General features: G+C 66.7%; 19 protein-coding genes. 14 read left to right on the forward strand and 5 right to left on the reverse strand.

The genetic code is table 11. The features are described 5' to 3' along the window. The first annotated feature begins 7 nt into the window (after window positions 1–7). The 4 genes from PNO31109_RS04010 to PNO31109_RS04025 all read left to right on the forward strand — a co-directional run bounded on the left by PNO31109_RS04010 (window position 8) and on the right by PNO31109_RS04025 (window position 5,119). A complete protein-coding gene (locus PNO31109_RS04010; protein WP_150554354.1) occupies window positions 8–934 on the forward strand; it encodes a 3-hydroxyacyl-CoA dehydrogenase NAD-binding domain-containing protein in 927 nt (308 codons plus the stop codon). Window positions 935–1,073: 139 nt separating this feature from the next. Further along, window positions 1,074–1,994 carry a beta-keto acid cleavage family enzyme gene (locus tag PNO31109_RS04015; RefSeq protein ID WP_150554355.1) on the forward strand — a complete coding sequence of 307 codons (921 nt, stop codon included), beginning with the start codon at window positions 1,074–1,076 and terminating at the stop codon, window positions 1,992–1,994. Between the two features lie 72 nt (window positions 1,995–2,066). Beyond that, window positions 2,067–3,257 (forward strand): ABC transporter substrate-binding protein, encoded by a 1,191-nt coding sequence (locus tag PNO31109_RS04020; RefSeq protein ID WP_150554356.1) that lies wholly within the window; start codon window positions 2,067–2,069, stop codon window positions 3,255–3,257. Continuing rightward, entirely contained in the window at window positions 3,242–5,119 is a 1,878-nt protein-coding gene (locus tag PNO31109_RS04025; RefSeq protein ID WP_206111069.1) for a feruloyl-CoA synthase, read from the forward strand. The genes PNO31109_RS04020 and PNO31109_RS04025 overlap by 16 nt, the downstream gene beginning before the upstream one ends. A gap of 156 nt (window positions 5,120–5,275) precedes the next feature. Here PNO31109_RS04025 and PNO31109_RS04030 read toward each other — a convergent pair whose 3' ends face one another. Further along, window positions 5,276–6,538, reverse strand: a complete 1,263-nt coding sequence (locus tag PNO31109_RS04030; protein WP_150554357.1) for an MFS transporter — start codon at window positions 6,536–6,538, stop codon at window positions 5,276–5,278. Window positions 6,539–6,749: 211 nt separating this feature from the next. Here PNO31109_RS04030 and PNO31109_RS21835 point away from each other — a divergent pair, with 211 nt between their 5' ends. The 10 genes from PNO31109_RS21835 (at window position 6,750) to PNO31109_RS04075 (ending at window position 18,204) form a co-directional block, all read left to right on the forward strand. Further along, a complete protein-coding gene (locus tag PNO31109_RS21835; RefSeq protein ID WP_174966265.1) occupies window positions 6,750–7,427 on the forward strand; it encodes a cupin domain-containing protein in 678 nt (225 codons plus the stop codon). A gap of 32 nt (window positions 7,428–7,459) precedes the next feature. Continuing rightward, window positions 7,460–8,320 carry an IclR family transcriptional regulator gene (locus PNO31109_RS04035; protein WP_174966266.1) on the forward strand — a complete coding sequence of 287 codons (861 nt, stop codon included), beginning with the start codon at window positions 7,460–7,462 and terminating at the stop codon, window positions 8,318–8,320. 170 nt (window positions 8,321–8,490) lie between these two features. Next, a complete protein-coding gene (locus PNO31109_RS04040) occupies window positions 8,491–9,252 on the forward strand; it encodes an alpha/beta hydrolase (protein ID WP_241013846.1) in 762 nt (253 codons plus the stop codon). Window positions 9,253–9,311: 59 nt separating this feature from the next. Next, a complete protein-coding gene (locus tag PNO31109_RS04045; RefSeq protein WP_150554359.1) occupies window positions 9,312–10,937 on the forward strand; it encodes an AAA family ATPase in 1,626 nt (541 codons plus the stop codon). Window positions 10,938–11,291: 354 nt separating this feature from the next. After that, complete coding sequence (locus tag PNO31109_RS04050; protein WP_150554360.1) at window positions 11,292–12,413, forward strand: PAS domain-containing sensor histidine kinase; 1,122 nt, start codon at window positions 11,292–11,294, stop codon at window positions 12,411–12,413. Further along, on the forward strand, window positions 12,404–13,048 hold the full coding sequence (locus tag PNO31109_RS04055) for a response regulator (protein ID WP_150554361.1): 645 nt from the start codon (window positions 12,404–12,406) through the stop codon (window positions 13,046–13,048). The genes PNO31109_RS04050 and PNO31109_RS04055 overlap by 10 nt, the downstream gene beginning before the upstream one ends. Window positions 13,049–13,420: 372 nt before the next feature. Next, complete coding sequence (locus PNO31109_RS04060; protein WP_150554362.1) at window positions 13,421–14,692, forward strand: amidohydrolase family protein; 1,272 nt, start codon at window positions 13,421–13,423, stop codon at window positions 14,690–14,692. A 28-nt stretch (window positions 14,693–14,720) separates the two neighbouring features. Beyond that, window positions 14,721–15,257, forward strand: coding sequence for a DUF1097 domain-containing protein (locus PNO31109_RS04065; RefSeq protein WP_150554363.1), 537 nt, complete (start codon window positions 14,721–14,723; stop codon window positions 15,255–15,257). A gap of 359 nt (window positions 15,258–15,616) precedes the next feature. Beyond that, entirely contained in the window at window positions 15,617–17,167 is a 1,551-nt protein-coding gene (locus tag PNO31109_RS04070; protein ID WP_370749791.1) for a gamma-glutamyltransferase family protein, read from the forward strand. 146 nt (window positions 17,168–17,313) lie between these two features. Next, the gene (locus tag PNO31109_RS04075; protein ID WP_150554364.1) at window positions 17,314–18,204 is read left to right on the forward strand and encodes a LysR substrate-binding domain-containing protein; all 891 of its coding nucleotides are present in this window, start codon (window positions 17,314–17,316) and stop codon (window positions 18,202–18,204) included. Between the two features lie 128 nt (window positions 18,205–18,332). On the opposite strand, the gene PNO31109_RS04080 is transcribed toward PNO31109_RS04075, so the two are convergent. The 4 genes from PNO31109_RS04080 to PNO31109_RS04095 form a co-directional block, all read right to left on the reverse strand. Next, window positions 18,333–19,172, reverse strand: coding sequence for a bifunctional allantoicase/(S)-ureidoglycine aminohydrolase (locus tag PNO31109_RS04080; protein WP_150554365.1), 840 nt, complete (start codon window positions 19,170–19,172; stop codon window positions 18,333–18,335). A gap of 164 nt (window positions 19,173–19,336) precedes the next feature. Beyond that, a complete protein-coding gene (locus tag PNO31109_RS04085; protein ID WP_150554366.1) occupies window positions 19,337–20,563 on the reverse strand; it encodes an amidohydrolase family protein in 1,227 nt (408 codons plus the stop codon). A 351-nt stretch (window positions 20,564–20,914) separates the two neighbouring features. Next, the gene (locus PNO31109_RS04090) at window positions 20,915–22,414 is read right to left on the reverse strand and encodes an MFS transporter (protein ID WP_150554367.1); all 1,500 of its coding nucleotides are present in this window, start codon (window positions 22,412–22,414) and stop codon (window positions 20,915–20,917) included. 114 nt (window positions 22,415–22,528) lie between these two features. Next, a complete protein-coding gene (locus tag PNO31109_RS04095; RefSeq protein ID WP_150554368.1) occupies window positions 22,529–24,160 on the reverse strand; it encodes a hypothetical protein in 1,632 nt (543 codons plus the stop codon). Window positions 24,161–24,338: the final 178 nt, after the last annotated feature.

Raw genomic sequence — 24,338 nt, forward strand, 5'->3', positions numbered from 1 at the left:
GACGAATGTGAAATACGACAACATCGAACAGGTCGCCGTCGTCGGCACCGGTGTGATCGGCGCGAGCTGGGCTGCGTACTTCCTGGCGCGTGGACTGCGCGTGAGCGCATGGGATCCTGCGCCGGGTGCCCGCGAGCGTCTGCGCGAGGCGATCGATGCGCATTGGTCCACGCTGATCCGCATCGGTCTGTCGGAAGGCGCCACCCGTGATGCACTCGCTTTTCACGACACACTCGACGCCGCACTCGAGGGCGCCGGTTTCGTGCAGGAGAGCGGTCCGGAGCGCGAGGATCTCAAACAGGACCTGTTCCGGCGGATGGACGCGGCATTGCCGCCCTCGGTGGTCATTGCGTCGAGCTCGTCGGGACTGTTGATGAGCCGGGTGCAGTCGGTTTGCCGGCATCCCGAGCGAGTGGTGCTCGGCCATCCGTTCAACCCGCCGCATCTCATTCCGCTGGTGGAAGTCATTGGCGGCGCGCAATCGTCGCAAGCCGCCATCGATACGGCGATGCAGTTCTACCGGGCCATCGGCAAGCGCGCGATCCACGTGAAGAAAGAGGTCAAGGGCCATATCGCGAATCGCCTGCAGGCCGCGTTGTGGCGCGAGGCGATGCATCTCGTGGACACGGGCGTCGCGTCGGTGGCCGACATCGACGACGCCATCGCCTACGGGCCCGGGCTGCGCTGGGCCGCACTCGGGCCGTTCCTGAACCTGCATTTGTCGGGCGGCGCGGGCGGCATTGCGCATCTGCTCGAACACCTCGGTCCGCCCATCGAATCGTGGTGGGCCGATCTTGGCGCGCCGGTGCTCACGGAGGACCTCAAGGCGCGCATCACGGCAGGCGTCGAGGCTGAACTCGCCGGGCGCGGCAATGCGCGACTCGAAGCCCAGCGCGACGCCATCATCCTCGGCATTCTCGCGAACAAGCCGTAGGCGCGCGCCAGCCCGCCGCGCGCGGGCGTATTCCGGACTATCGAATTACCGGATCCCCCGATCCTTGATCCCGGGCTCACCGGTGCGATCCCGCATACCGAACATACCGAACATACCGAACGAATCGAAGGAGACAGCCATGAGCAAACCGAAAGTCATCGTCACCATCGCGCCCACGGGCGGCATGGCGCACAAGTCGCAGAACCCCCATCTGCCCACGCAGCCCGACGAGATCGCCCGCGACGTCTACGACTGTTACAACGCGGGCGCGAGCGTCGTGGCCGTGCATGCGCGCCGCCCCGGCGACGACGGCGCGACCTGCGACCCGGCGATCTATCGCGACATCAATCGCCGCATTCGCGACAAGTGCGACATCGTCATCAACAACTCCACCGGCGGCGGCGTGCACGGCGACATGATCGGGCAGGCCGACAACGGCTATTGGGAGATTCTGTGGGACGAGCGTCTGAAGGGCATGGACGCCGGCGCCGAGATGTGCACGCTCGACGCGACCACCATCATCGCGAGCTTCGGCGGCAAGGAGTTGCTGATGCACACGTCGCCCGAGCGCTCGAAGCATCTTGCCGTGGAGATGAAAAAGCGCGGCATCAAGCCCGAGTGGGAAGTCTTCAGCCCGACGCACATCGTGCAGGACCTCGCCACGCTCACCGCCGCGGGTTTCGACGAGGAGCCGTTCTTCGTGAATCTGGTGCTCGGCGTGCATCGCGGCTTCCAGAACGCCATGCCGTACACGCCGCGCGTGCTGCAGTCGATGGTCGATCTGCTGCCCAAGGGCAGCATCTTCTGCGTGAGCGGCATCGGTCCGGCACAGCTTCCGTCGGCGATGAACTCGCTGCTGCTCGGCGGTCACGTGCGCGTGGGCCTCGAAGACAACCTGTACTACGAGCACGGCGTGCCCGCCACGAACCAGCAACTGACCGAGCGCGTGGTGCGGCTCGTGCGCGAGATGGGCTACGAGCCCGCCACACCGGCCGAGGCCCGCGAAATCATGGGCCTGCCGCGCAATCGCGAAGTGCTGCCGGAGTTTGCCGTGCGTTGAGTCGTCGTGCGTTGCAAGCTGTCCGGCCCCTGCATTCGAAAACAACAAGCGAAAGACCAGGAGACAAGTCACATGGCGGCAAACCGGTTCACATGCAGTGTCGCGTTCTCGCGATCCCGACGTTTCACGCTCAGCGCGCTGTCGCTGTGTGTCGCCGTGTTGGGCGCGGCCACGCAGGCCCATGCACAGCCGACGGGCGTCACCATCGGCGTGACGCTGTCTTCCACGGGGCCGGGCGCATCGCTCGGCATTCCCGAGAAGCAGGCCATCGGCATGCTGCCGCCCACGCTGGGCGGTCTGCCTGCGCGCTACATCGTGCTCGACGACGCCACCGATCCGACCACGGCGACGAAGAACGCACGGCGTCTCGCCACCGAGGACAAGGTCGACGCGATCATCGGCTCGTCCACGACGCCGGCGTGTCTGGCGGTCGCGGCCGTCGCCGCCGACACGCGCACGCCGCAACTGGGGCTGTGCCCGTTCGTGCCGAGCGCGACGCAGATGCGCTACGTCTTCTCGTTGCCGCAGTCGGTGGCCGTCATGGCCGACGCCGTGCTCGACGACATGAAGGCCCATAAGGTGAAGACGCTCGGCTTCATCGGTTTCTCCGATTCCTATGGCGAGGCCTGGCTCAAGGACATTCAGGCGCGCGCGGCGGCGCGCCAGATCCAGGTGGCGCCGGTCGAGCGCTACGCCCGCAACGACCAGTCGGTGACGGCGCAGGTGCTCAAGGTGATGTCGGCCAACGTGGACGCCGTCATCATCGCGGCGAGCGGCACGCCCGGCGCGCTGCCGATGAGCACGCTGCGCGAGCGCGGCTACAAGGGCCGCATCTACCAGACGCACGGGGTGGCCAACAACGACTTCCTGCGCGTGGCCGGCAAGAGCGCCGAAGGCGCGATCCTCCCGGTCGGCAACATTCTGGTCGCAGAGCAATTGCCGGCGAGCCACCCGGGCAAGGCCGTCGCGGTCGACTTCGCCAAACGCTACGAGGCGCAGTACGGGGCGGGCTCGCGCAACCTCTTCGCGGGCTACGCCTACGACGCCTACCTGGTGCTCGACCGCGCCGTCGCCGTGGCGGCGAAGCAGACGCCGCCGGGCACCCAGGCGTTTCGCGACGCGCTCGTGAACGCCATCGGACAGACGCGTGGGCTGGCAGCCACGCACGGCATGATCAACGTGAGCGCGCAGGACCATTCGGCGTATGGCGAAGACGGTCGCGTGCTCGTTACGGTCAAGGGTGGCAAGTGGACGATCGACTGACCCCGACGATGGCGACGTCGTTCGGCGCGCGACGTCTCGCCGTGCCCGACATCGAGCGCGAGACGAGAGCGGACGGCAGCTTCGTGATTCGCTCTCGCACGCCGCTGGGCGAGTTCGCGCGCAGCCCCGCCGACTGGCTCGTGAAGTGGGCCAAGCAAACGCCCGACGCCGTTTTCGTCGCGCAACGCCTGCTGCCCGGCGAGGCGGCTTCCGACGGCGGTCTCTGGCGCAAGGCGACGTATCGCGAGGCCCTTGCCCTGGCGCGCGGCATTGGCCAGGCGCTGCTCGATCTGCGCGTGCCGCGCGAGCGGCCGGTCGTGATCCTGTCGGACAACAGCGTCAATCATGCGCTGCTCGTGCTCGGCGCGATGATGGCGGGGCGGCAGACGGCCATCGTCTCGTCGGCCTATTCACGCGTCGCGAAGGACATGAGCAAACTGCACGGCATTCTGGCGCGGCTCGACCCCGCGCTGGTCTATGTCGAGGACGGCGAAGCCTATGGACGCGCGCTAGTCGATGCGCCGATCCGCTGCCCGATCGTCGCGACGCACAACGCACGGCCCGGGTGGCTGCAGTTCGACACGCTGGCGGCGACGCCTGCCACACCGGCGCTGGACGCCGCGTTTGCCCAGGTGGGGCCGGAGGACACGGCCAAGCTGTTGCTGACATCGGGCTCGACCGGCAAACCGAAGATCGTCGTCAACACGCATCGAATGCTCGCGGCGAACCAGCAAATGGTCGCGCAGTGCTGGCATTTCATCGACGATGCCGCGCCGATCGTGGTGGACTGGTTGCCGTGGAGCCACACGTTCGGCGCGAATCACAACTTTCACATGGTGCTGCGCAACGGCGGGGCGTTCTACGTCGACGACGGTCGTCCCGTGCCGGAACTGATCGGCCGTTCCGTCGAGAATCTGCGCGACGTGTCGCCCACGCTGCACTTCAACGTGCCGAAGGGCTTCGAGGCGCTGGCGCCGTACCTGGAGGACGACGCCGCCTTTGCCGCACGTTTCTTCGGCCGCCTGCAGGTGCTGTTCTATGCGGCGGCGAGCCTGCCGCCGGCGCTGTGGCAGCGCTTCGAACGGCTGGCGTCGCGGCATTGCGACACGCTGCCGTTCTTCACTTCGGCGTGGGGAGCGACGGAGACCTCGCCGCTCATCACCAGCGTGCACTTCCCGATTCCGGGGGCGGGCAACATCGGGGTTCCGGCGCCGGGCAACGAGCTCAAGTTCGTGCCCAACGGCGACAAACTGGAGATGCGCGTGCGCGGCCCGTCGGTGTTTCGCCGCTATGCGGGCGACCCGGTGGCCACTGCCGAAGCGTTCGACGACGAAGGCTTCTATCGCACGGGCGATGCAGGCCGACTATGCGATCCGGGCGATCCGAGCGCGGGCGTCCTCTTCGACGGTCGGGTATCGGAGGACTTCAAGCTCACGAGCGGCACATGGGTTTCCGTCGGCGCATTGCGCTTGCGCGCGGTGACGGCATTGGCGCCGTATGCGTCGGACGTCGTCGTCGCGGGGCACGACCGGGAGGAGATCGGGCTGCTGATCTTCCCGAGTCCGGCCATGCGCGCGATGGCGGCGGACGTGGGCAACGCGCCGGACGCGGGCCGGCAACTGGCGCTGCACGATGGCATTCGCGCTCGAGTGGCGCAGGCGCTCGCACAACTGGCGCAGGACGCCGGCAGTTCGCAGCGGGCCGCGCGCGCCGCGATTCTGTCCTCGCCGCCGTCGCTGGAGCAGGGCGAGATCACGGACAAGGGGTACGTCAATCAGCGCGCGGTGCTGAACCTGCGTGCCGACGACGTTGCGCGGCTGTATTCGGATTGCCCGTCGGTCATCCGGCTGGCGTTGCCTTGAGAGGCGCACGCCGGGCGGTTGGGGGGAAGTGAGAGAGCGACAGCGCACTGACGGCAGCAGGGGCCGTCGGTGCGCAAAGTTGCCGGAGGGCGTAGGAGGGCTTAAGAGGGCCTAAGAGGGCGTAAGAGGGCGTAAGAGGGGGTGTAAGCGTCAAGGTCACGCGAGCGCTTCGCCATGCCGCTCGGGCAGGAAGAAGTACACGATGATCGCCGCGAGCAGGAAGAATCCGGCAGTCGCCCCGAGCGCCGCGCTCACGTTCTCGCCGCGCGAGAGCAGTCCAACAGCCGCGGGCGCGAGGGCACTGGCCGCACGTCCCGTGTTGTAGATGAAGCCTTGCGCCGTGGCGCGAACCTGCGTCGGAAACATCTCGGCGAAGGTCGGTGCGAAGCCGCTGTAAAAGCCCGTGCCGAAGAACGCCACCACCGGGCCGAAAACGAGTAGCAGCATCGGCTCGCGAATCGCGACGTAGAGCGGCACCGTCACGGCCGACACGATGAAGAAAAGCAGGAAGGACTTGCGGCAGCCGATGCGATCGGCGATGTAGCCGAAGCACACGAAGCCTGCCGCCGCGCCGATCTGCATGATCACGATCCATGTCGTCGAGCGCAGCAGGTCGAAGCCCGGGCCGCCCTGGTCGACCGGTGTGGCGAGATACGCCGGAATCCATGTGAAGAGCCCCCAGTAGCCGCACATGGCAGCCGCCGTGAACGCCAGGCCGACGATCGTACTGCGCGCGTAGGGGCCGAACAGCGTGGCGAGCGTCTGACCGAGCGTGAGGCGCACACGTTGCTCGCGCCAGATGGCCGGCTCCTCCACGTGGCGGCGTACCCAGAACGCGAGCACCGTCGGCAACAGGCCGAACGCGAACACCCAGCGCCAACCGAAGTACGGCAGGATCACCGCCGCGACGATGGCCGCCACCGCGTAACCCATGGCGAAGGCGCTCTGCACCCATGCCATGACCTTCGCGCGATGTTCGGCAGGCCACGTCTCGGTAATGAGCGCCGCGCCGGCCGACCACTCGCCGCCAATGCCAAGGCCCAGCAGAAAGCGGAACACGAGGAGCTGCGTCACCGAATCGGCGAAACCGCACAGTGCGGTGCCGATGGAATAGCACAGGATCGAGAGAATCATCGAGCGGGTGCGTCCGATACGATCGGCGAGAAACCCGAAGAACAGGCCGCCGAACGCGGTGGCCAACAGGGTGAGCGAGGCGATGACGCCGGCCACGCCCTTGTCGAAATGCAGATCGGCGCTGATGTAGCGAATCACCATCGCGAACAGCATCAGATCCATGATGTCCAGCATCCAGCCGATATAGGCCGAACCAAATGCCCGCCATTGCGCCAGCGACGCCCCGCGATACCACGGTCGACGTGCCGCGCCCGCCGCCTTCAGCGCGGTCGTGCCAGTGTCCATTCTTGTCTCCTTCATGGAACTCATCCTAATGTCACACCTTGTGTATCGATTATCGATACGATTGGGAATGATTTCGTTTGCATGGTAACAGGACGTTTCGCAATTAGGTGTCGTGGTAAACCATAAATGGTGCTTTGTGTATCGATAATCGATACTGTGTATCAAGGTTGTCTCGATGGTCGGGCAACCGTAGGTCACAGGAGATCGAGAAGTGAAGCCGTTCCAATTGCGTTTGTACGAGGATGTCATTGCGCCAAACCACGCGCCGGTCTATTTGCCCGCGGCGCGCCGCGCGATTTATGTGGTGCGCGGCGACGTCGCCATTGAGTTCGAAACGGGCGCGCAACATCACCCGGCGCAAAGCGCCTGGCTGGGGGAAGACGATCTGGCGTTGCTCGCGGGCAGCGAGGGGGCCACGCTGTGGCGCTGGGAGTTGATGGCCGGCGAGGCGCCCACGCCGGGCGAAATCACGTCGGCGCCCGGGGCGTCGTCGACGCTCAAGCTGGCCGCGCCGATCGAGCTGGACCCGCGCCAACGCTGGCTCATGCGATGCGACAAGGTACAATTCCCCCCCGGCGGCGTGGCGCATCTGCACGTGCATCAGGGCCCGGGCGTGCGTTGCACGCTCGAAGGCGAGATCACGATCGAGACGCTGGGCACCTCGCATACGCACGGCCCCGGGCAGGCGTGGCTCGAGCTCGGACACGCGCCGGTGCTCGCTCCCACGACCGAGGCGCGCGACACGACATTCATCCGCTGCTTCATCCTGCCGCGCGCGTGCCGCAATCGCAGCTCGATTCGCTACGTGCGCCCCGAGGATGGCGACAAGAACAAGCCGCAGCGCTATCACGTGTTCGGCGAGCGTTTCATCTCGCTCGACGCGCAGTAGTCGCATGGCGCGACAGTGACAAAGGACACTCAGTGAAACGAACGAAGGACATCCCGAACGACGTCGCCCGCGGCGCGGGCCCGGCGGCGGCACATCACGATTCGGCGGCGGACGCCGCGGGCGCCGAAGCGCTCAACACGTCGTCGACTTCGGTTATTTCACTGCGCATTCTGGAGTTGCTGGCCGAGCGCAATGCCGAGTGCGGCGTCACGCACCTGGCCGACGCGCTCGGAGTGCCCAAGGCGCGCGTGCACCGGCACCTCACGGCGCTGCGACAGGAGGGCTACGTCGTGCAGAATCCGCGCACGAGCCGATACCGCATCGGCTGGCGGCTTTTCCTGCTCGGGCAGAAGCTGGTCAAGCAGTTCGACGTCGTCGGACTCGCGCGCCCGGTGATGGAGGAGTTGCGCGACGCCGTGGGACAGACCATCGTCATCAGTTCGTTTACCGAGACCGACGTGGTCGTGCTGGACGTGATGCGCGGGCGCAGCCCGCTCGAGATCCTGTTGCACCCGGGCACGCAGTTCAAATTGCATAGCGTGGCGCAGGGCAAGATCGCGCTGGCGTTCGGCGCGCCCGAGCGCCGCGAGGCGGTGCTCGCCGCGCCGCTCGACGCTTGCACGCCGCATACCATTACCGATCCCATGCGCTTGTCGCACGAGCTTGCGCTGGTGCGCGAGCGCGGCTGGGCCGACGCCCCGGAGGAAGTATTTCTCGGCGTGAACGCACTTGCTGCGCCTATCGTGCAGGACGACGGTTCGCTTTTCGGCACGCTGGCCATCGTCGGCTCGATTCACTACCTGCCGGCGCATCCGAATCCGCAGACGGTGGCGGCGCTCACCGATGCGGCGCGTCGCATTTCGCGGCTGCTCGGCGGCGCGCGAGCGGGCTGATCGACGCTGCGCGCATCCGCGATGCAAGGCCGCGTTCGGCGCGCGTGGCCGGATTGAGCGCCTATATGGCCGAATCAGGCGGTGCGGCCGGAAACCGAGAGTGTCAGCGAAGAGACTCGTGATATACAATATATCAATAACATCAACGACTATGAGACACTCACCGCGCCATGTTCGATCCCGCCTTGTTCGGACGGATGCCCCCGGACGTTCTTGCCCCGGCGTCTGCGCCGCTTCGCGATTCCGTCCTCGCCAGCGTCGACCCGTCGCTCGATCCTCCCTCCGCGGTTGACGCGGCTCCCGGCTCGAGCCGCGCATTGCCCCCGGGCCGGCACGCGTTGGGCCTGAGCGAAGCGCGCGACGCCGTGCTCTACGTTCCGGCCGACATCCCGCAGGACCGGCCGGTCCCGTTGTTCGTGATGTTTCACGGCGCGGGCGGCTTCCCGGAGAAGGTGCTGCCGTTCATCGAGCCGCACGCCGATCGCCACAAGTTTCTCGTCCTCGCGCCGCATTCGACCTTTCCCACGTGGGATATCGTGATCGGCGGCAACGGGCCCGATCTCGAACGTCTCCGGCTGGCGCTCGGCAAGGTGGCCGGGCAATACCGGATCGACACCCGACGTGTCGCGTTCGCCGGCTTTTCCGATGGCGCGAGCTATGCGTTGTCCATCGGCGTGACCAACGGCGACATCGCGAGCCACGTGATCGCCTTCTCGGGCGGTTTCATGTCGATCTTCCTGCAGGAGGGCACGCCGCGCATTTTCATCGCGCATGGCCTGATCGACGAGCAGTTGCCCATTGCCACGAGCGGACGCCAGAACGCCGGCAAGCTCAAAGCGGCGGGATACGATGTCGAGTACGTCGAGTTCGATGGTTTGCATGTCATCGAGCCCGGCGTCGTCGCGCGCGCCATCGATTTTTTCCTCGCCTGACGCTGCTGCCGCAGCGGCAGCAAGACCTATGGCCACACGCTTTACGGGGAGTGCCGCATATGGATTTCGAAATTCCTGAGTCGCTGATTCATCCGCTGTTGCAACTGATCGGCAGCGATTCGCCGCTGGGCAAACAGCTAACGGCTTATGGCGTGTGCCGGGGCAACATGATGGTGTCGAGCGAGTGGTTCGACGCCAAGTCGCTCAACACACTGTACGTGCTGAGCAAGACACAGAACGAGCGCGCGCTGATGTTCCAGATGCTGGCGCTCGACAACGTCTACAACGCCCCGCAGGCGCGCGTGATTCCGGGGCTCGACAAGCTCGTGCCCGGGCTCGTGGCGTATCTCGCGCGCGACGTCATCGACGGCTGGCTGTACCAGCGCCATCGGGACGGCGCGTTGCTGCCGTGGCTGGTGCGTCGCCTGCGCTACGTGGAACCGGAGCAGGGCTCGCCGTATGTCGTGATGGACATGCTCGCGAACACGATGCAATCGGCCAATTCCAATCTGCCCGAGCATCGCCTGCGCCGCTCGGGCATGACCACCTCGCTCGTCTTCACGCGCGACGACATCGCCAATCGCACGATTCCCGAACTGCTCGCCGAGTTCGGTTTCTACAAGGAGTGCGCGGAGTTCAAGCACGAGTACGAGCAGCATGCGAAGCGGTTCCTGCGCGTGCAGCGGGCCTTCGGCGCCCAGTTCGTGATTCGTCGCGCGGCATTCTCCGTCGACCCGAAGGGCGCAACCGAGCTCGTTCGCGTGGAGGACGGCGTGGCGGCCAGGTGCGTGAACGACGAGGAGCGCCTGGAGCGCAACTTCGAGATGGCCTGCGACGCCGATTTCTGGCGAAAGGCCGATATCGGCAAGGCATTCGAGACGGTGCCGCTGCACTGCTATGTACACGTGTTCCATCTGGACTGGCATCGCAATCTCTGGGTCCACGTGCAGAACCTCACCGAGTACGAGTACCAGCCCCAATTGCGCGACAAGCTGGTGCTGCCCGCTCACCATCACGATCTGATCGACATCCTCACGTCGAATATGGAAGTGATGGTGCCGGACTTCGTGCCGGGCAAGTCGGGCGGGGCGACGATCCTGTGTCAGGGGGCGCCGGGGCTCGGCAAGACGCTCACTGCGGAAATCTATTCGGAAGTGGTGGGCAAGCCGCTGTATCGGGTGCATTCCGGGCAATTGGGCACGACGGCCGCGTCGGTCGGCGCCACGCTCATGACCATCCTGCGTCGGGCAATGCGCTGGAACGCGATTCTGCTGCTCGACGAGGCGGACGTCTACATCCGGCGGCGTGACAACGATCTGGAGCACAATGCCATCGTCGCGGAGTTCCTGCGCTCGCTGGAGTACTTCCATGGCTTGCTGTTCATGACGACGAACCGCATCGGCGACGTGGACGACGCCATTCTCTCGCGCTGCATTGCGACGATCCATTACGAGACGCCCTCGCCGGCGGATGCACGCCGGTTGTGGCGCATGCAGGGCGAGCAGGTCGGCGCGTATCTCGACGACGCACTCATCGAAACGCTCGCCAATCGTTATCCGAACGCCAGCGGGCGCGACATCAAGGAATTGATGAAGCTCGCGAGCCGCTATTGCAAGGTAAAGAACATTCCCTACACGGAAGAAGTGTTCCGCCTGTGCGGGCTGTTCCGCGGCTACGCGCCTTGAGCGAGCCGGGCGCGCCGGCCGGCGGCGCGCCGCAACATGCCGGTCAATCCCGCTCAAGCGACCGAGCGGCCCAAGCGACCCAAGCACCGACGGGTGAGGCGAGGGCGCAGCCATGCTGCCATAAGAAAAATTCATGAAACGGCGCGAAGAACTGATATACGGGAAAACTAGAGGCGCGCGCGAGTGCACGTCTGGCTATATTGATCGCGGACCGGCGTGGCATTTGTGGCGTGCGTAAGACCTGGCGGTAGCTCTGTTCGTGCGTCTTGCGGTGGCGCCATCGACCGCGCCGCGTCATTTCATTGATGAGACGGCCGCCGCACGGCGGCCGGCGAGGAAACGCGAGGAGACGCAGTGGAGACGCATGGCGAACTGCACCGGGCGATTCTGAACAACATTCCCGACCAGGCGTGGCTCAAGGACACCGAGTCCCGCTACATCCTCGTCAACGAAGCGTTCATGGCCGCCTGTGGCCGCACCGAGGCCGAGATCATCGGCAGCACGCCGGATCGTGTCTGGTCGTCGGAGTGGGGGCGCGTGTACGTTGCGACCGATCGCGCGGTCGTGGCAAGCGGTGTACGGCGCCGCTACGAGGAGAGCCGCACCGGCGCCGATGGTGCGCCGCGCTGGTTCGACACCGTCAAGATGCCGGTGCGCGACGAACACGGCCGCATTGTCGGCACGGTCGGCATTTCGCGTGATATCACCGACCGCAAGCGCTCCGAGATGGCATTGCTCGATTCGCGCGCTCAACTGCGGCAACTCTCCGCCTATCTGCAGACGGTGCGCGAAGCGGAGCGCACACGCCTGTCGCGTGAGTTGCACGACGAACTCGGTCAATGGCTCAGCGGTCTGCGCCTCGGCCTGAATTACCTGGAAACTCAGCCTGACGCGCCGGCGGCCGACCGGGCCGCGCACCTCCACATGCTCAAGGAACTCGTCGACGAGACCATCGACGCCGTGCACCGCATCGCAGCCGACCTGCGTCCGGCGGTGCTCGACGAACTTGGCCTGCACGCCGCGCTGGAGTGGCTCACGGAGTCGTTTGCGCAACGCCATGGCCTGCCGTGCGAGCTCGCGATGTCCGAGGACGTCACCGCGTGCCTCGACAGCGATTGCAGCACGGCGATCTTCCGTATCGTGCAGGAATCGCTGACCAACGCCAGCCGCCACGGCAGGCCGTCGCGCGTCGATGTCGCACTGGCGGTGCGCGACGGGCACTGCCATGTGAGCATCACCGACGACGGGCGCGGCATGGACGCCGCGCGCGCCGGCCATGGGCAGCGTCTGGGTCTCATGGGCATGCGCGAGCGCGCGCTGATGCTCGGCGGCGTGCTCGACATCGAAAGCGCGCCGGGGCGCGGCACTTGCGTCACGGTGCGCATTCCCACGCGCCATGGCGCGAGCCCGATCGCGAGCGAGGGCAGCGAGGTCGGAAGCGCAGGGCCGAACGAAGGGAGGACGTCATGCGCGTGATGATTGCGGACGACCATGCGATCATTCGCGACGGCCTGAAAAAGATCATTTCGACGGCGCCCGACATGTGCGTGGCGTCGGAGGCCGTGGACGGCGCCGACGTCCTCAACCGGTTGCGGCTGAGCACCGTGGACGTGCTCCTGCTCGACATGTCGATGCCGGGCAAGAGCGGCATCGCGCTCATCGCACAGATCAAGGCGAGCTATCCGTCGCTGCCGATTCTGGTGCTGAGCATGTATCGCGAGTCGCAATACGCAGTGCAGGCGATTCGCGCCGGCGCGGCGGGCTATCTCACCAAGAACGCCGAGTCGGAGCAACTGATGAGCGCTATCCGCCGCGTGGCGCGAGGCGGGACTGTCGTGTCGCCGCTGGTGGCGGAAAAGCTGGTGCGTCAGCTGCAGCAGCCGGCCGAGGCGCTCCCGCACACCCGCCTTACCGCACGCGAATTCCAGATCTTCCAGATGCTCGTCGAGGGCAGCGGCATCAACGACATCGCGCGTTGTCTGTCGCTCTCGGCAAAGACGGTCAGCACCCACAAGGCTAATATCCTTGCCAAGATGGACATTCCGTCTACCGCGGGTCTAGTGCACTACGCCATCGAACACGGCCTGATCGTGGCAGGCACCGAGGCCTGACGCCCGCGCTGCCGCGCCGGCCATCCCGCCCGCTACCTCGTCCGCTACCTCGTCCGTAACCGCCAGCTACCCCGCCGGCGACCCTGCCAGCTACCCCGCCAGCCAGCTCGCCAACCGCGCGGCTCGCTCGCCTGCCTTCCGCCCGCCCGTGCCGTCGCACCGTTGCGCGCGAAGCGGGTTCCGCGCCCCGCCATTGCTGCGCTGCGTCTAAGGAAATTCCTAGGCAAAAACCAGCAAATCCCGATGCCCCGCGCGCGGCCGGCCCCCTAATCTTCGTCTCAGGCCCCGGCCTGACGGGGCGCGAGTTCATTGCCACCCCGCCGGCATTCGCCAGCACCGAACAACAACCGTGTGACGTAAGGAGACCGCACCATGCATGTGGACCTGCTGATCAACAACGTGTGCGTGCGCGATGACGCGCCACTCGTCGATATTGCGATCAAGGGCGGGCGCATCGTCGCGATCGAACCCGGTATCGACGCGAGCGCCGACGCGCATATCGACGCGCAGGGCCGCGCCGCCATTCCGGGCCTTGTCGAGGCACATCTGCATCTCGACAAGGCGCTATTGCACCGCCGCTTGCCGGCGCGCTTCGGCACACTCGACGAGGCAATCCGCGTGACCGGCATTCTCAAGAGCAAGCAGGAGCGCGAAGACGTGCTCGACCGTTCTCGGCAGGTGCTCGACATGGCCGTGAAAAACGGCACCGTCGCCGTGCGTGCTCACCCGGACGTCGATCTGATCCAGGGCCTGATCGGTGTGCAGACGCTGCTCGCGCTCAAGGACGAATATGAGAGCCTGCTCGACCTGCAGATCGTGGCGTTCCCGCAGGAAGGCATTCTCAAGTCGAAAGGCACCTATGAGCTGATGATCGAGGCGCTGCGCATGGGGGCCGACGTGGTCGGCGGCTGCCCGTACAACGAGCTGAACTGGGAGGATACGAAGCGGCACATCGACATCGTGTTCGAACTGGCGCAGCGCTTCGACGCGCCGGTCGACATGCATGCGGACTTTGCCGACGACACGAGCGATCAGCGCTTCGCCGCCATTTCGTACATTGCGCAGAAGACCATCGACACCGGCTACCAGGGCCGGGTGTCGCTGGGACATGTGACGAGCCTGGGTGCGCTCGACAGCGATGCGCTCGGGCCCGTGATCGAGCAGATTCGCCTCGCGGGCATCAGCATCGTGACACTGCCCGCGACCGATCTCTATCTGGGCGGACGCAAGGACACGCAGAATCAGCGCCGCGGCCTCACGCCCGTCAAGGCGCTGCATACCGCCGGCGTGAACGTTGCGTACTCCTCGAACAACGTGCGCAACGCCTTCACCCCGTTCGGCAAGGCCGACATGCTGCAGATCGGCAACCTGCTCGCCCATGTGGCGCAGTTCGGCGTGCCCGAGCACCAGCAGGCGATTCTCGACATGGGCACGCACAACGCGGCGCGCGCCATCGGGCTGTCGCACGACTACGGCATTGCCGTGGGCAAGCAGGCCGATCTGGTGATCCTCGACACGTTCCGGGTGGCCGACGCGCTGCTCGACATCCCGCCCCGCCTGTGGGTGATCAAACGCGGCCGTATCACGGTCGTGACGCAGCACCACTGCCAGATTCACCGCCATTCATGTTGTTGTGCGCAATGAAATCCCCATAAAACTCAAGGAGACAATCATGAAGAAGCTGCCCGCGGAAGTCGTCGCCTCACTGCTTGCCGTGACCACCATTCCCATCGCGATGCTGCCACTGCACCTGCCGCCGTGGGCCATCTTCATCAGTTGGGCGGCCACGTTCGCCATGGGTGGACCCACACCGCAGAACCTCAAGCGCATCTGGGCGACGCTGCCGGTCGGGTCGTGCTTTGCCTTTCTCATCGTGCTCGGCTTCAGGCAGGCCGCCACGCAATTTTCCGGCAACGCGATGCTCGTGGCCGAAATGGTGATCCTGTTCGCGGGCAACGGCACGATGATGGCGCTCGCCCGCGTCCTTCCGGGGCTGAACTTCATTCCGGGCATGTTCTTTGGCTTCGCCACGTATTTCGCCACGCTCTTCGGCGGCTTCGGACCGGTCGCACAGGACCCGCTCGCCGCGCTCGGCGCGGCCGTCGCCATGAACGCGCTCGGACCGGCTTACGCATGGGTGAAGGAGCGCTATTCGGCGCCGGAAGTCACGCATCAGCGCAACTGGAAGGGCTGGAAGGCCCAGGTGTGAGACGCAACCCTGCGTATGGCCGCGCAACGATTTGACGAAGGACAGGCGAAGCGTCAGCCAGTGTCGGGCTCGCTTCGCCGCTTGATGACACCGAGGGAGACGGCATGACGTTCGAACAAAACACGGCCAATGGACTGACCGGGCCGATGACGACACAACCGATGCTGGGCGGCGAAGCCGCCAACACCGCGCGACGCAACTTCTTGATGAGCACCGCCGCGCTGGCGGGCAGCGCCGTGTTGCCGGTATCGGCGGCGCAAGCCGCGGCGGCATCGGCCGCATCGGCCGCCGTCGCCTCGAGCGCGCGAGCGAGCGTGAGCGTGCCGCCGGGACCTCGCCTGGCGCAATCGACGCGTGGCATGGTCACGAGTCCGCACGAACTGGCCAGTGAGGCTGGGCTGGAAGTTCTGCGCGCGGGCGGCAACGCCATCGAGGCTGCCATCGCGATCGGCGCCGTGCTCAGCGTGACGTATCCGCATTTCACGGGGCTAGGCGGCGACGCGTTCATGGTCATCAGCGACCGTGATGGCAACGTCAGCACGCTCTCCGGCATCGGCCAAGCGGCCGCCAACGTGCCCGCCTATTCGGGCTCGATCCCCGTGCGCGGGCCTGGGGCGGCGCTTACCACGGCGGCGACCGTCGCCATCTGGGACAAGGCGTTCGGCATCAGCCGTGACAAGTGGGGCGGCGAGCAGGCCTGGTCCTCGCTGTTCGCGCGCGCCACCGAATATGCGGCCAACGGCTTCCCGGTCACGCCGTCACAGCATTTCTGGCAGACGTTCCGTGCGAACGAGCTGGCAAGCTGGGACGGCTTCTCGGCCGTCTTCATGCCGGGCGGGCGTGTGCCGAACGCCGGCGAGTGCTTCTTCCAGCCGGCACTCGCCCGTAGTCTTGATCGCATTGCCACGCATGGCGGGCGAGAATTCTACGAAGGCGATCTGGCCGGGCGCATCGCCGCCGGTCTGCGCAAGGTCGGCTCGCCGCTGCGCGCCGACGATCTGGCACGGGCGCAGGCGCGAGAGGAAGTGCCGCTGCGGGTGGCTTATCGCGGGGGCGAACTGCTCGGACTGCGTCCGCCGACGCAAGGCGTGACCACGCTCGAAATCATGGGCATTCTCGATCGCTTCGACCTGAAGGCGATGCCCGAAGGCAGTGCGGACTATTACCACGTGCTGGTCGAAGCGGTGAAGCTCGCCTTCATCGATCGCAACCGCTACGTGGCCGATCCCGATTTCGTCGAGGTGCCTGTCGACAGGCTCTTGTCGAGTGCATCGCTCGACGCTCATGCGCGCAGCATTCGCATGGATCGCGCGATGCCTTGGCCGCACGTGTTCAAGCCGGGCGACACGGTGTATATCGGCGCCGCGGATGCACAAGGCAATTGTGTGAGCATGCTGCAGACGGTCTATTTCGACTGGGGCAGCGGCGTGGTGCTGGGCGACACCGGCGTGCTGTGGCACAACCGCGGCGCGTCGTTCAGTCTCGATCCCGCCAGCCCCAACGTATTGCGCGGCGGCAAGCGGCCGTTCCATACGCTCAACCCCGGCATGTACCTGAAGCAAGGGCGCCCGCAACTGCTTTACGGCACACAGGGCGCCGACGGTCAGCCGCAGACGCTCGCCGCCGTGCTCACGCGTCTGATCGACTACGACATGGACCCGCTGACGGCGCTGGAGCGGCCCCGCTTCCTGCTCGGCAAGACGTTCTCCGACAGCCGCGACACGCTCAAGCTGGAGCAGGACGCCGGCGAGGCGGTATTTGCGGCGCTTGCCGCGCGCGGGCACGAGATCAGCGCGCTGCCGCCGCAAAGCCAGCTCGCCGGGCATCCCGGCGCGATTCGCATCGGCGCGCACGGCCAGATGAGCGGGGCGCACGATCCGCGCAGCGACGGACGGGCACTCGGCGTGTGACTCGGCAAGCCGCACGGGACGGCAGGGCGTGGCCTCGCACCGCACCGGCGAGGCGGCGCCAGTTCGCTTCCACCAACACCTGCTTGCCGGGTGTTCGCCGCACGTGATACAAGTTCGGCCATCCATTGACAAAACAAATACCGTTCATGGCTGGCAGTGCAAAATCGAATCGTCCGTTGTTCGATCTGGACCTGTTGCGCTCGATCGTCACGGTGGCCGACTGCGGCAGCTTCACCACGGCGGCAGCGCGCCTTCATTCCACGCAATCGACCGTCAGCCAGAAGATCCGGCGACTCGAGGACATGGTGGGCCACAAGCTGCTCGAGCGCGGCAACCGGGAAGTTCACCCGACCGACGCCGGTGAGCTGCTGCTGGGGTATGCGCGGCAGATGCTCGCCCTCAACGATCAGATGTGCGAGGCGCTCTCGGGCGCGGTCGTGGCGGTGACGGTGCGCCTGGGGGTGCCCGAGGACTTCGCGACGGGTGCGACCACGCACGTGCTTGCGCGCTTCAACCGGCAATATCCCCAGGTCAAGCTCGAAGTGACGAGCGGGCTGAGCCGCGACCTGATGAGCCGTTACGATCACGGCGAGCTCGACCTGGTGCTCGTCAAGCAACGCCGTAACAGCCGCGAAGCGGTTGCCTGTCGCCCGGAGAAGCTTGCGTGGATCGACAGCGCGACGCATCCGTCGTTCGGGCTCGACCCCGTGCCGCTCGTGACGTTTCCGACGCGCGGCCTCTATCGCGAGGACATGATCAATGCGCTCGAGGCGATGGGGCGCAACTGGCGCATCAGCTTCACGAGTTCCAGCCTGAGCGGCATTCAGGGCGCGGTCGCGGACGGGATGGGGATCAGCCTGGTGCCGCCGCGCGCGGTGCTGCCGGGACACGTGGTGCTCGGTCGGGCGCAGGGGCTGCCGGTCATCGACACGTTCGAGCTGGCGATCTTTCATCGCCCGACGGCCGATCCGATGGTGAGCGCACTCGCCAGGGTGCTGGTGGGGATGCTGGCGAGAAGGCCGCGCGGCGCGGCGTGAAGCCCGCGCGCGGCAACGCCTGCGCCGTCTGACGATCGGGCAGGCGAGTGGGGCGTCTTGAGCGGAGCCCCCTCGAGTGGGGCCCCTTGCGTGGAACCCCTTGAGCGGGCCCCCTTGAGCGGGACCCCTTACTTCGGTTGCGCGCCCAGCGTCAGGTTCATATGGCGGTTGACGTCCTTGTACAGCAGGTAGCGGAACGGGCCCGGACCGCCGGCGTAGCACGCCTGCGGACAGAACGCGCGCAGCCACATGAAGTCGCCGGCTTCGACCTCCACCCAGTCCTGGTTCAGACGGTAGACGGCCTTTCCTTCGAGCACGTACAGGCCGTGTTCCATCACGTGGGTCTCGGCGAACGGGATCACGCCGCCCGGCTGGAACGTCACGATGTTGACGTGCATGTCGTGGCGCATGTCCTGAATGTCGACGAAGCGCGTCGTCACCCAGCGGCCTTCGGTGCCGGGCATCGGAATCGGCTCGACGTCCTGCTCGTTCTTCACGAACGGTTCCGGATACGGCAAGCCTTCCACGGCCTGGTAGTGCTTGCGGATCCAGTGGAAGCGGGCGATGCCCTGGCTATGGTTGCGCAGTTGCCAGTCCGTCCTGGGCGGGATAAACGCGTAGCCGCCAGGACTCAGCTGGTTGGCTTTGCCCTGGATCGTCACGGTAATCTCGCCTTCGACCACGAACAGCACGCCTTCGGCCTTCTCGTCCTGCTCGGGCTTGTCGCTGCCGCCACCGGCGCCGACTTCCATGATGTATTGCGAGAACGTCTCCGCAAAGCCCGACAGCGGGCGCGCGAGCACCCACAGGCGCGTGTTGTCCCAGAACGGCAGATGGCTGGTCACGATGTCGCGCATCACCCCCTTGGGGATGACGGCGTAAGCTTCGGTGAACATGGCGCGGTCGGTGAGCAGTTCGGTCTGGCCCGGATGCCCGCCGTGCGGCGCGTAATACGTTGTCTTCGACATTGCTGATTGCTCCTGAGTCGTTCTGATTATTCTCCCCATCGTCTGCCGCCGTGCGCCTTGGCCGCCATCCGCACCTGGGGGCGGGTGCGCACGGTTTGACCGCGGCGCGGCAAACGAGAACGACGCCGCCGTCTCTCGCAGACGCACGGCGTCGTGCATGACAGTCAGGTCGGGGTGGACCCTGCTGTGTCCTCGAGCAGGGCGGCGTCGAGCGCGAGTTGCGCCGGGCCGCCCCAATAGCGTCCGTGACGGATGACCGCCCGTGCGGCCGGGGCCGCGGCGACCGCGGCGGCGGCGTTCGGCGCGTCGAATACCACGAAGCTTGCCTCGTTGCCGGCGCGCAGGCCGTAGTCCGTCTTGCCGATGACCGCGGCGGCGGCATGGGTCGCCATGTCGAGCGCGACGCGCAGCTCGTCGTCCGTGTAGAAACCGGAGCGATAGCCGACGAGCATCGCGCGCTGCAGCATGTCGCCGTTGCCGTATGGCCACCAACTGTCCTGAATGTTGTCGTTGCCCGTGAACACGCGCACGCCGGCCTCGCGCAGTCGCAGGATCGGCGGGAATGCGCGGTCGCCGGGCGCGTTGGTCATGATCGAGACGCCGGCGTCGGCCAGCGCGCGCGCGATGGTGTCGAGTTCGGCCGGACCGATGTCGCCCAGCCCGTAGGCGTGACTCACGGCGACACGGCCTTGCAGACCGGCCGCCTGCGTGCGCGCGGCGATGCGATGCAGCTGCGCGAGGCCGATCTCGCCGGGCTCGTGCAGGTGGATGTCGAGCTTGACGCCGTGCTTCTCGGCAAGACCGAAAATCACGCCGAGCTGGCCATGCGGATCGCCGTCGAGCGTGGTGGGATCGATGCCGCCAATGACCTGCACGCCTTCGCGCACGGCCGCGTCAAGCACGTCGGCGGTGCCGGGACACGTCATCACGCCCGCTTGCGGGAACGCCACGAGCTCGATGTCGAGCAGCCCGCGCCATTTCTCACGCATGGCCATCACGGCGTGCAGGTGAGTGAGGCCGGTGGTGGCGTCGATGTCGACATGGCAGCGCATCGCCACCGTGCCGAACGACACCGTCTGGCGCATGAGCGCGTCCGCGCGCTGTGCCATCGGCGCCGCAGCGGCCAGTTCGCGCTTTTCCGCGGCCAGACGTTCGCGCAGCGTCGTCGCCGTCTGGTGCGGGCGCCAGCGGTCGCCCACGAAGCTTTTGTCCAGATGAATGTGCCCGTCGACGAATCCCGGCAAGACGAGCTTGCCTTGCAGGTCGACGACTTGCGCGCCGGCGGTCTCTGGCCGCTCGGGGCCGACGTAGGTGAAACGCCCGTCGCGGGTGGCCAGATGAAGGGGGCTGCCGTCGGCGCCGACGGCGCCCACGAAAACGCGGTGAGTCATGAAACGGCCTCTGTGCTGCCCGGGCCCGCCGGCACCGCGCTCCGTCTTGAGTGCGCCGCGCCGCAGGGGCTCGTAGGAGATGAAACGGTGGGGAAAGACTTACAAGATAGCGAACGGGCCAGGCATCGACAAATTAAATATCAAAATGCGTCGCATTCGATTTGTAAATGCGTGTGCCGACGGGGGAGGGGGCCGCACTGCGGCGCGAATGCGCGGGCTTGCGAACAGGGCGGGTGGGGCTGCACGCAGCGTTGCCGGCCGTCCACGCCGTGTGGCACCGCCGGCGCGCCGGTGCGGCGGCTAGCGCGGCCTCCGGCCGGCAACGCTGATCTGGGCGGCGTCACGGTGCTGTCACGGCGGCTCGCCCGTCTCCGAGCGCGCCGAAGACAGCGGCGCGGCGACCGATTCGAGCGAGCGTCGTTCCGCGGCGACGCCCCAGCGCGCCGCGACAACGGCGGCCACGAGCATCAGCGTCGCGCCGAGCAGGTAGCCGGCGAACACGTCGGTGCGCTCGCCCGTGTCGATCAGCCGCCCGAACAATGCCGGGCCGGCAACGCCGCCCAGCAACGTGCCGATGGCGTAGAACACCGCAATGGCCAGCGCGCGAATTTCGAGGGGAAACGTCTCGCTGACCGTCAGATACGCCGAGCTCGCAGCCGCCGATGCGAAGAAAAAGATCACCGACCATGCGAGCGTTTGCGTGACGGTGCTCAGCAAACCGTGCGCGAACGCCCATCCGCTCGCCGCGAGCAGAACGCCCGACAGCGCGTAGGTCGTGCCGATCATCACGCGGCGCCCGAGCACGTCGAACGCGCGGCCGAGCACGATGGGCCCGGCCACGTTACCCGCGGCAAAGGGCAGCAGATACCAGCCGACGCTGGCCGCTGGTACGCCATAGAAGTCCGTCAACACCAGTGCATAGGTAAAGAAGATGGCGTTGTAGCAGAACGCCTGCGCGATCATGAGCGTGAGCCCGACGAGCGAACGGCGCCGGTAGGTGTGCATGAGCGTATGCCACACCTCGCGCAGCGGCGTGGCGTCGCGCGTGCGCAGGCAAAGGCGCGCGGCAGGCGTATCGTCCACCGGACGGCCCTGCCTTCGCACCGACGCCTCGATGCCCGCGACGATCGCTTCGGCCTCGCGCGCGCGGCCATGGACGATGAGCCAGCGAGGGCTTTCCGGCACCCACAGTCGCATCAGCAGAATGCCCAACCCGAGCGCGGCACCGATGAAAAAGCACATGCGCCAGCCCCAGTCCGGCGGCAGCACCCCGGGCGCGAGCAATACCAGCGAGCCGGCCGCGCCGAGCGCGGCGCCGGCCCAGAAGGTGCCGTTGATGACGAGATCCGTCCAGCCGCGCACGCGCGCCGGCGTGAATTCCTGAATCGTGGAGTTGATCGCCGTGTACTCGCCGCCGATGCCGGCGCCCGTGAGAAAGCGAAAGGCGACGAAACTCGCAAAACTCCACGAGAGGCCGGTCGCCGCGGTGGCGGCGACGTACAGAAGCAGCGTGAGGAAGAACAATTTGCGACGCCCGAGCCGGTCGGTGAGCCAGCCAAAGCCGAGGGCGCCGAGCACGGCCCCGGCGATGTAGGCGCTGCCGGCCAGACCGACCTGCGCGTTCGTGAGGGCCAGTGCGGGGCTCGTGCGCAATGCGCCGGCGACCGCGCCTGCGAGCGTGACCTCCAGACCGTCGAGCAGCCACGTCACGCCAAGCGCCACGACGATCAGTGTGTGAAAACGCCCCCACGGCAGACGGTCGAGGCGGGCGGGCAGATCGGTGTCGACGACGGACGCCGCGGCACATGCCGCGACGCTCCGGTCGCCGGTTACGTCAGTTGTCTCCGACATTGGGCGATTGAGAACTCCAGAAAAATCCCCGGGTGGTTCATCAATGTTTGCCCGATATGTTACCGCGCATGCGCCTGCGCGGCGGCAACAGACCCGCCGGCAAGGCGCGGCGTCTCAGGCGCCTGCTGTTCTGCCCTCGCCGCTCAGGCGCGCCGGGTCGATTTCCAGCGCCGAGCGCCGACGGATTTCGCTGCGAGTCACGTCGTCGACGCCCTCATCGTTGCCGTCGTTGGCGCTGCCGGGCGGGGCATTGCGCGCGACGGCGCTCAGCAGTGCCATCAGGTTATCGGAGCGCGATGCGCTCGCAGGCGTCGTCACGTCGGAGACGAGTCTGGCCATCTCGTAGCGCATGACCTGCGTCGACTGGCTGGCCGAGCGTCGGGACACGGCATGCGCGAGCAGGCCGTCGCGATAGCCGACGTCGACATGGCGCTGCGCGGTGTCCTGCACCTTCAGGTATTCGTAGTTCTGCGACTTGGGATCGGTGGTGAGCTCGAGCGGCACGCCGGCCCACAACGAGCGATGGTAGCTCGCGCTGAGCGTGGCATGGGTGTCTTGCTGCACGGTGCGATTGAACGTGTCCTTGCCGTCGATCTTCGTCTGCTGCGAGATTCGGTACGAGAAGGTGTCGGCTTCGTTCGGACGCAGTGGATTGGGCGCCGTGGGCGTCTGCACGAGCGACGCGCTGAAGTCCGCCAGGCCGCTCAGCACCGAACGGTCGGCGGCGTTCAGCGCAATGCGCGGCAGCGGCGGCGCACTCGGGTAGTGGCTGTTGAGCGCCGTGAATGCCCCTTTGAACTTCGCCATGAGGCTCGCGTCGCCGTTGCCGCGCGCCTGCGCCGTGTCGAAACGCGTGAGCCAGGCGTCGCGCGCGGCGGCCTGGGCCGGGGCGCTGCCGATCGCCTGAAGATTCGTGAGGTCGACGGCCAGGTCGAACTTGCCCGCCGGCCCGTCGACGTGAATCGAACGCTGCGCTGCATCAGCGTGGAACGAGAGGGCTTGTGGCGCCTTGCCGTTGGCGCCGAGCGTTGCCGTCAGATCGACGGCGGCGAGAACGCGGCTGTCGAAGCTCGTCAGCGCACCCAAATCGATCGCGGGCGGCTGCTTGGCCAAGCCGTCTACGGCACGCTGGAATGCGTCGGCCAGCTTGCCGAGTTCGCTGCGCTCGGCGTCCGTGAGCGTGCCTTGGGTAACGTCGAACTGCGCAGACAGTCCATCGTCGCTGCTGCCGAGGCGAATGCGGACCTGAGCGCCGCTGGCTGTCGAAATCGTCAACGAAAACTGGTTGTCGGCCGCCGTGCGCAAGCGCGCCTGCTGCACTGCGAGCTCTGCGCCCGAAGGCGGAGCGCCCGAAGTCGAACGGAGCACACTCTGCGAATACGTAGCGGCGCCGCCTGCGATCGACTCGAGCAGTCGCGCGCCGAGCTGATCGAGCCGATTGCCCAGCGCCGAGGTGGAAACGTTGCCCGCCATCAGCAGCGAGAGCGGATCGGAGGGCGCCTGCTGCCACAACAGCGTGGCGCCGTTGACCACGGGCTGGCGGTACGTCGGCCAGTTCGCCACGGCAGGCGCTTGCGAGAGCGTCACCACCGTAGACGATCCGGCGACGACGCTCGCCGGTGGCGTCGCCCCTTGCGACGCCGGTGACGTGGCCCTTTGGGGCGCCGTTGCGAGCGATGACGTCTTCGCGGCGACGCTGCCGGCGGCAGGCGGGATCAGGTTCGTCAGCATGTCGATGGACGTCATCGGGCGGGCGCGTGTCGTATGAAGGTAATGCCCGGTAAGGAATACCGGGCGGCTGCGTGCATTAACGACAGTCAGACGGCAATGTTTAACGCGCCTGTCAGTTTCCATAGGGGGCACGCGTACCCGCGGCGCCTGTTGTGGCGGCGGCCTTGCACAGTCGGCGCCGATCGTGTCATCA

This window comes from Pandoraea nosoerga, from assembly GCF_902459585.1.
In the GTDB taxonomy this organism is placed as follows: Bacteria; Pseudomonadota; Gammaproteobacteria; order Burkholderiales; family Burkholderiaceae; genus Pandoraea; species Pandoraea nosoerga.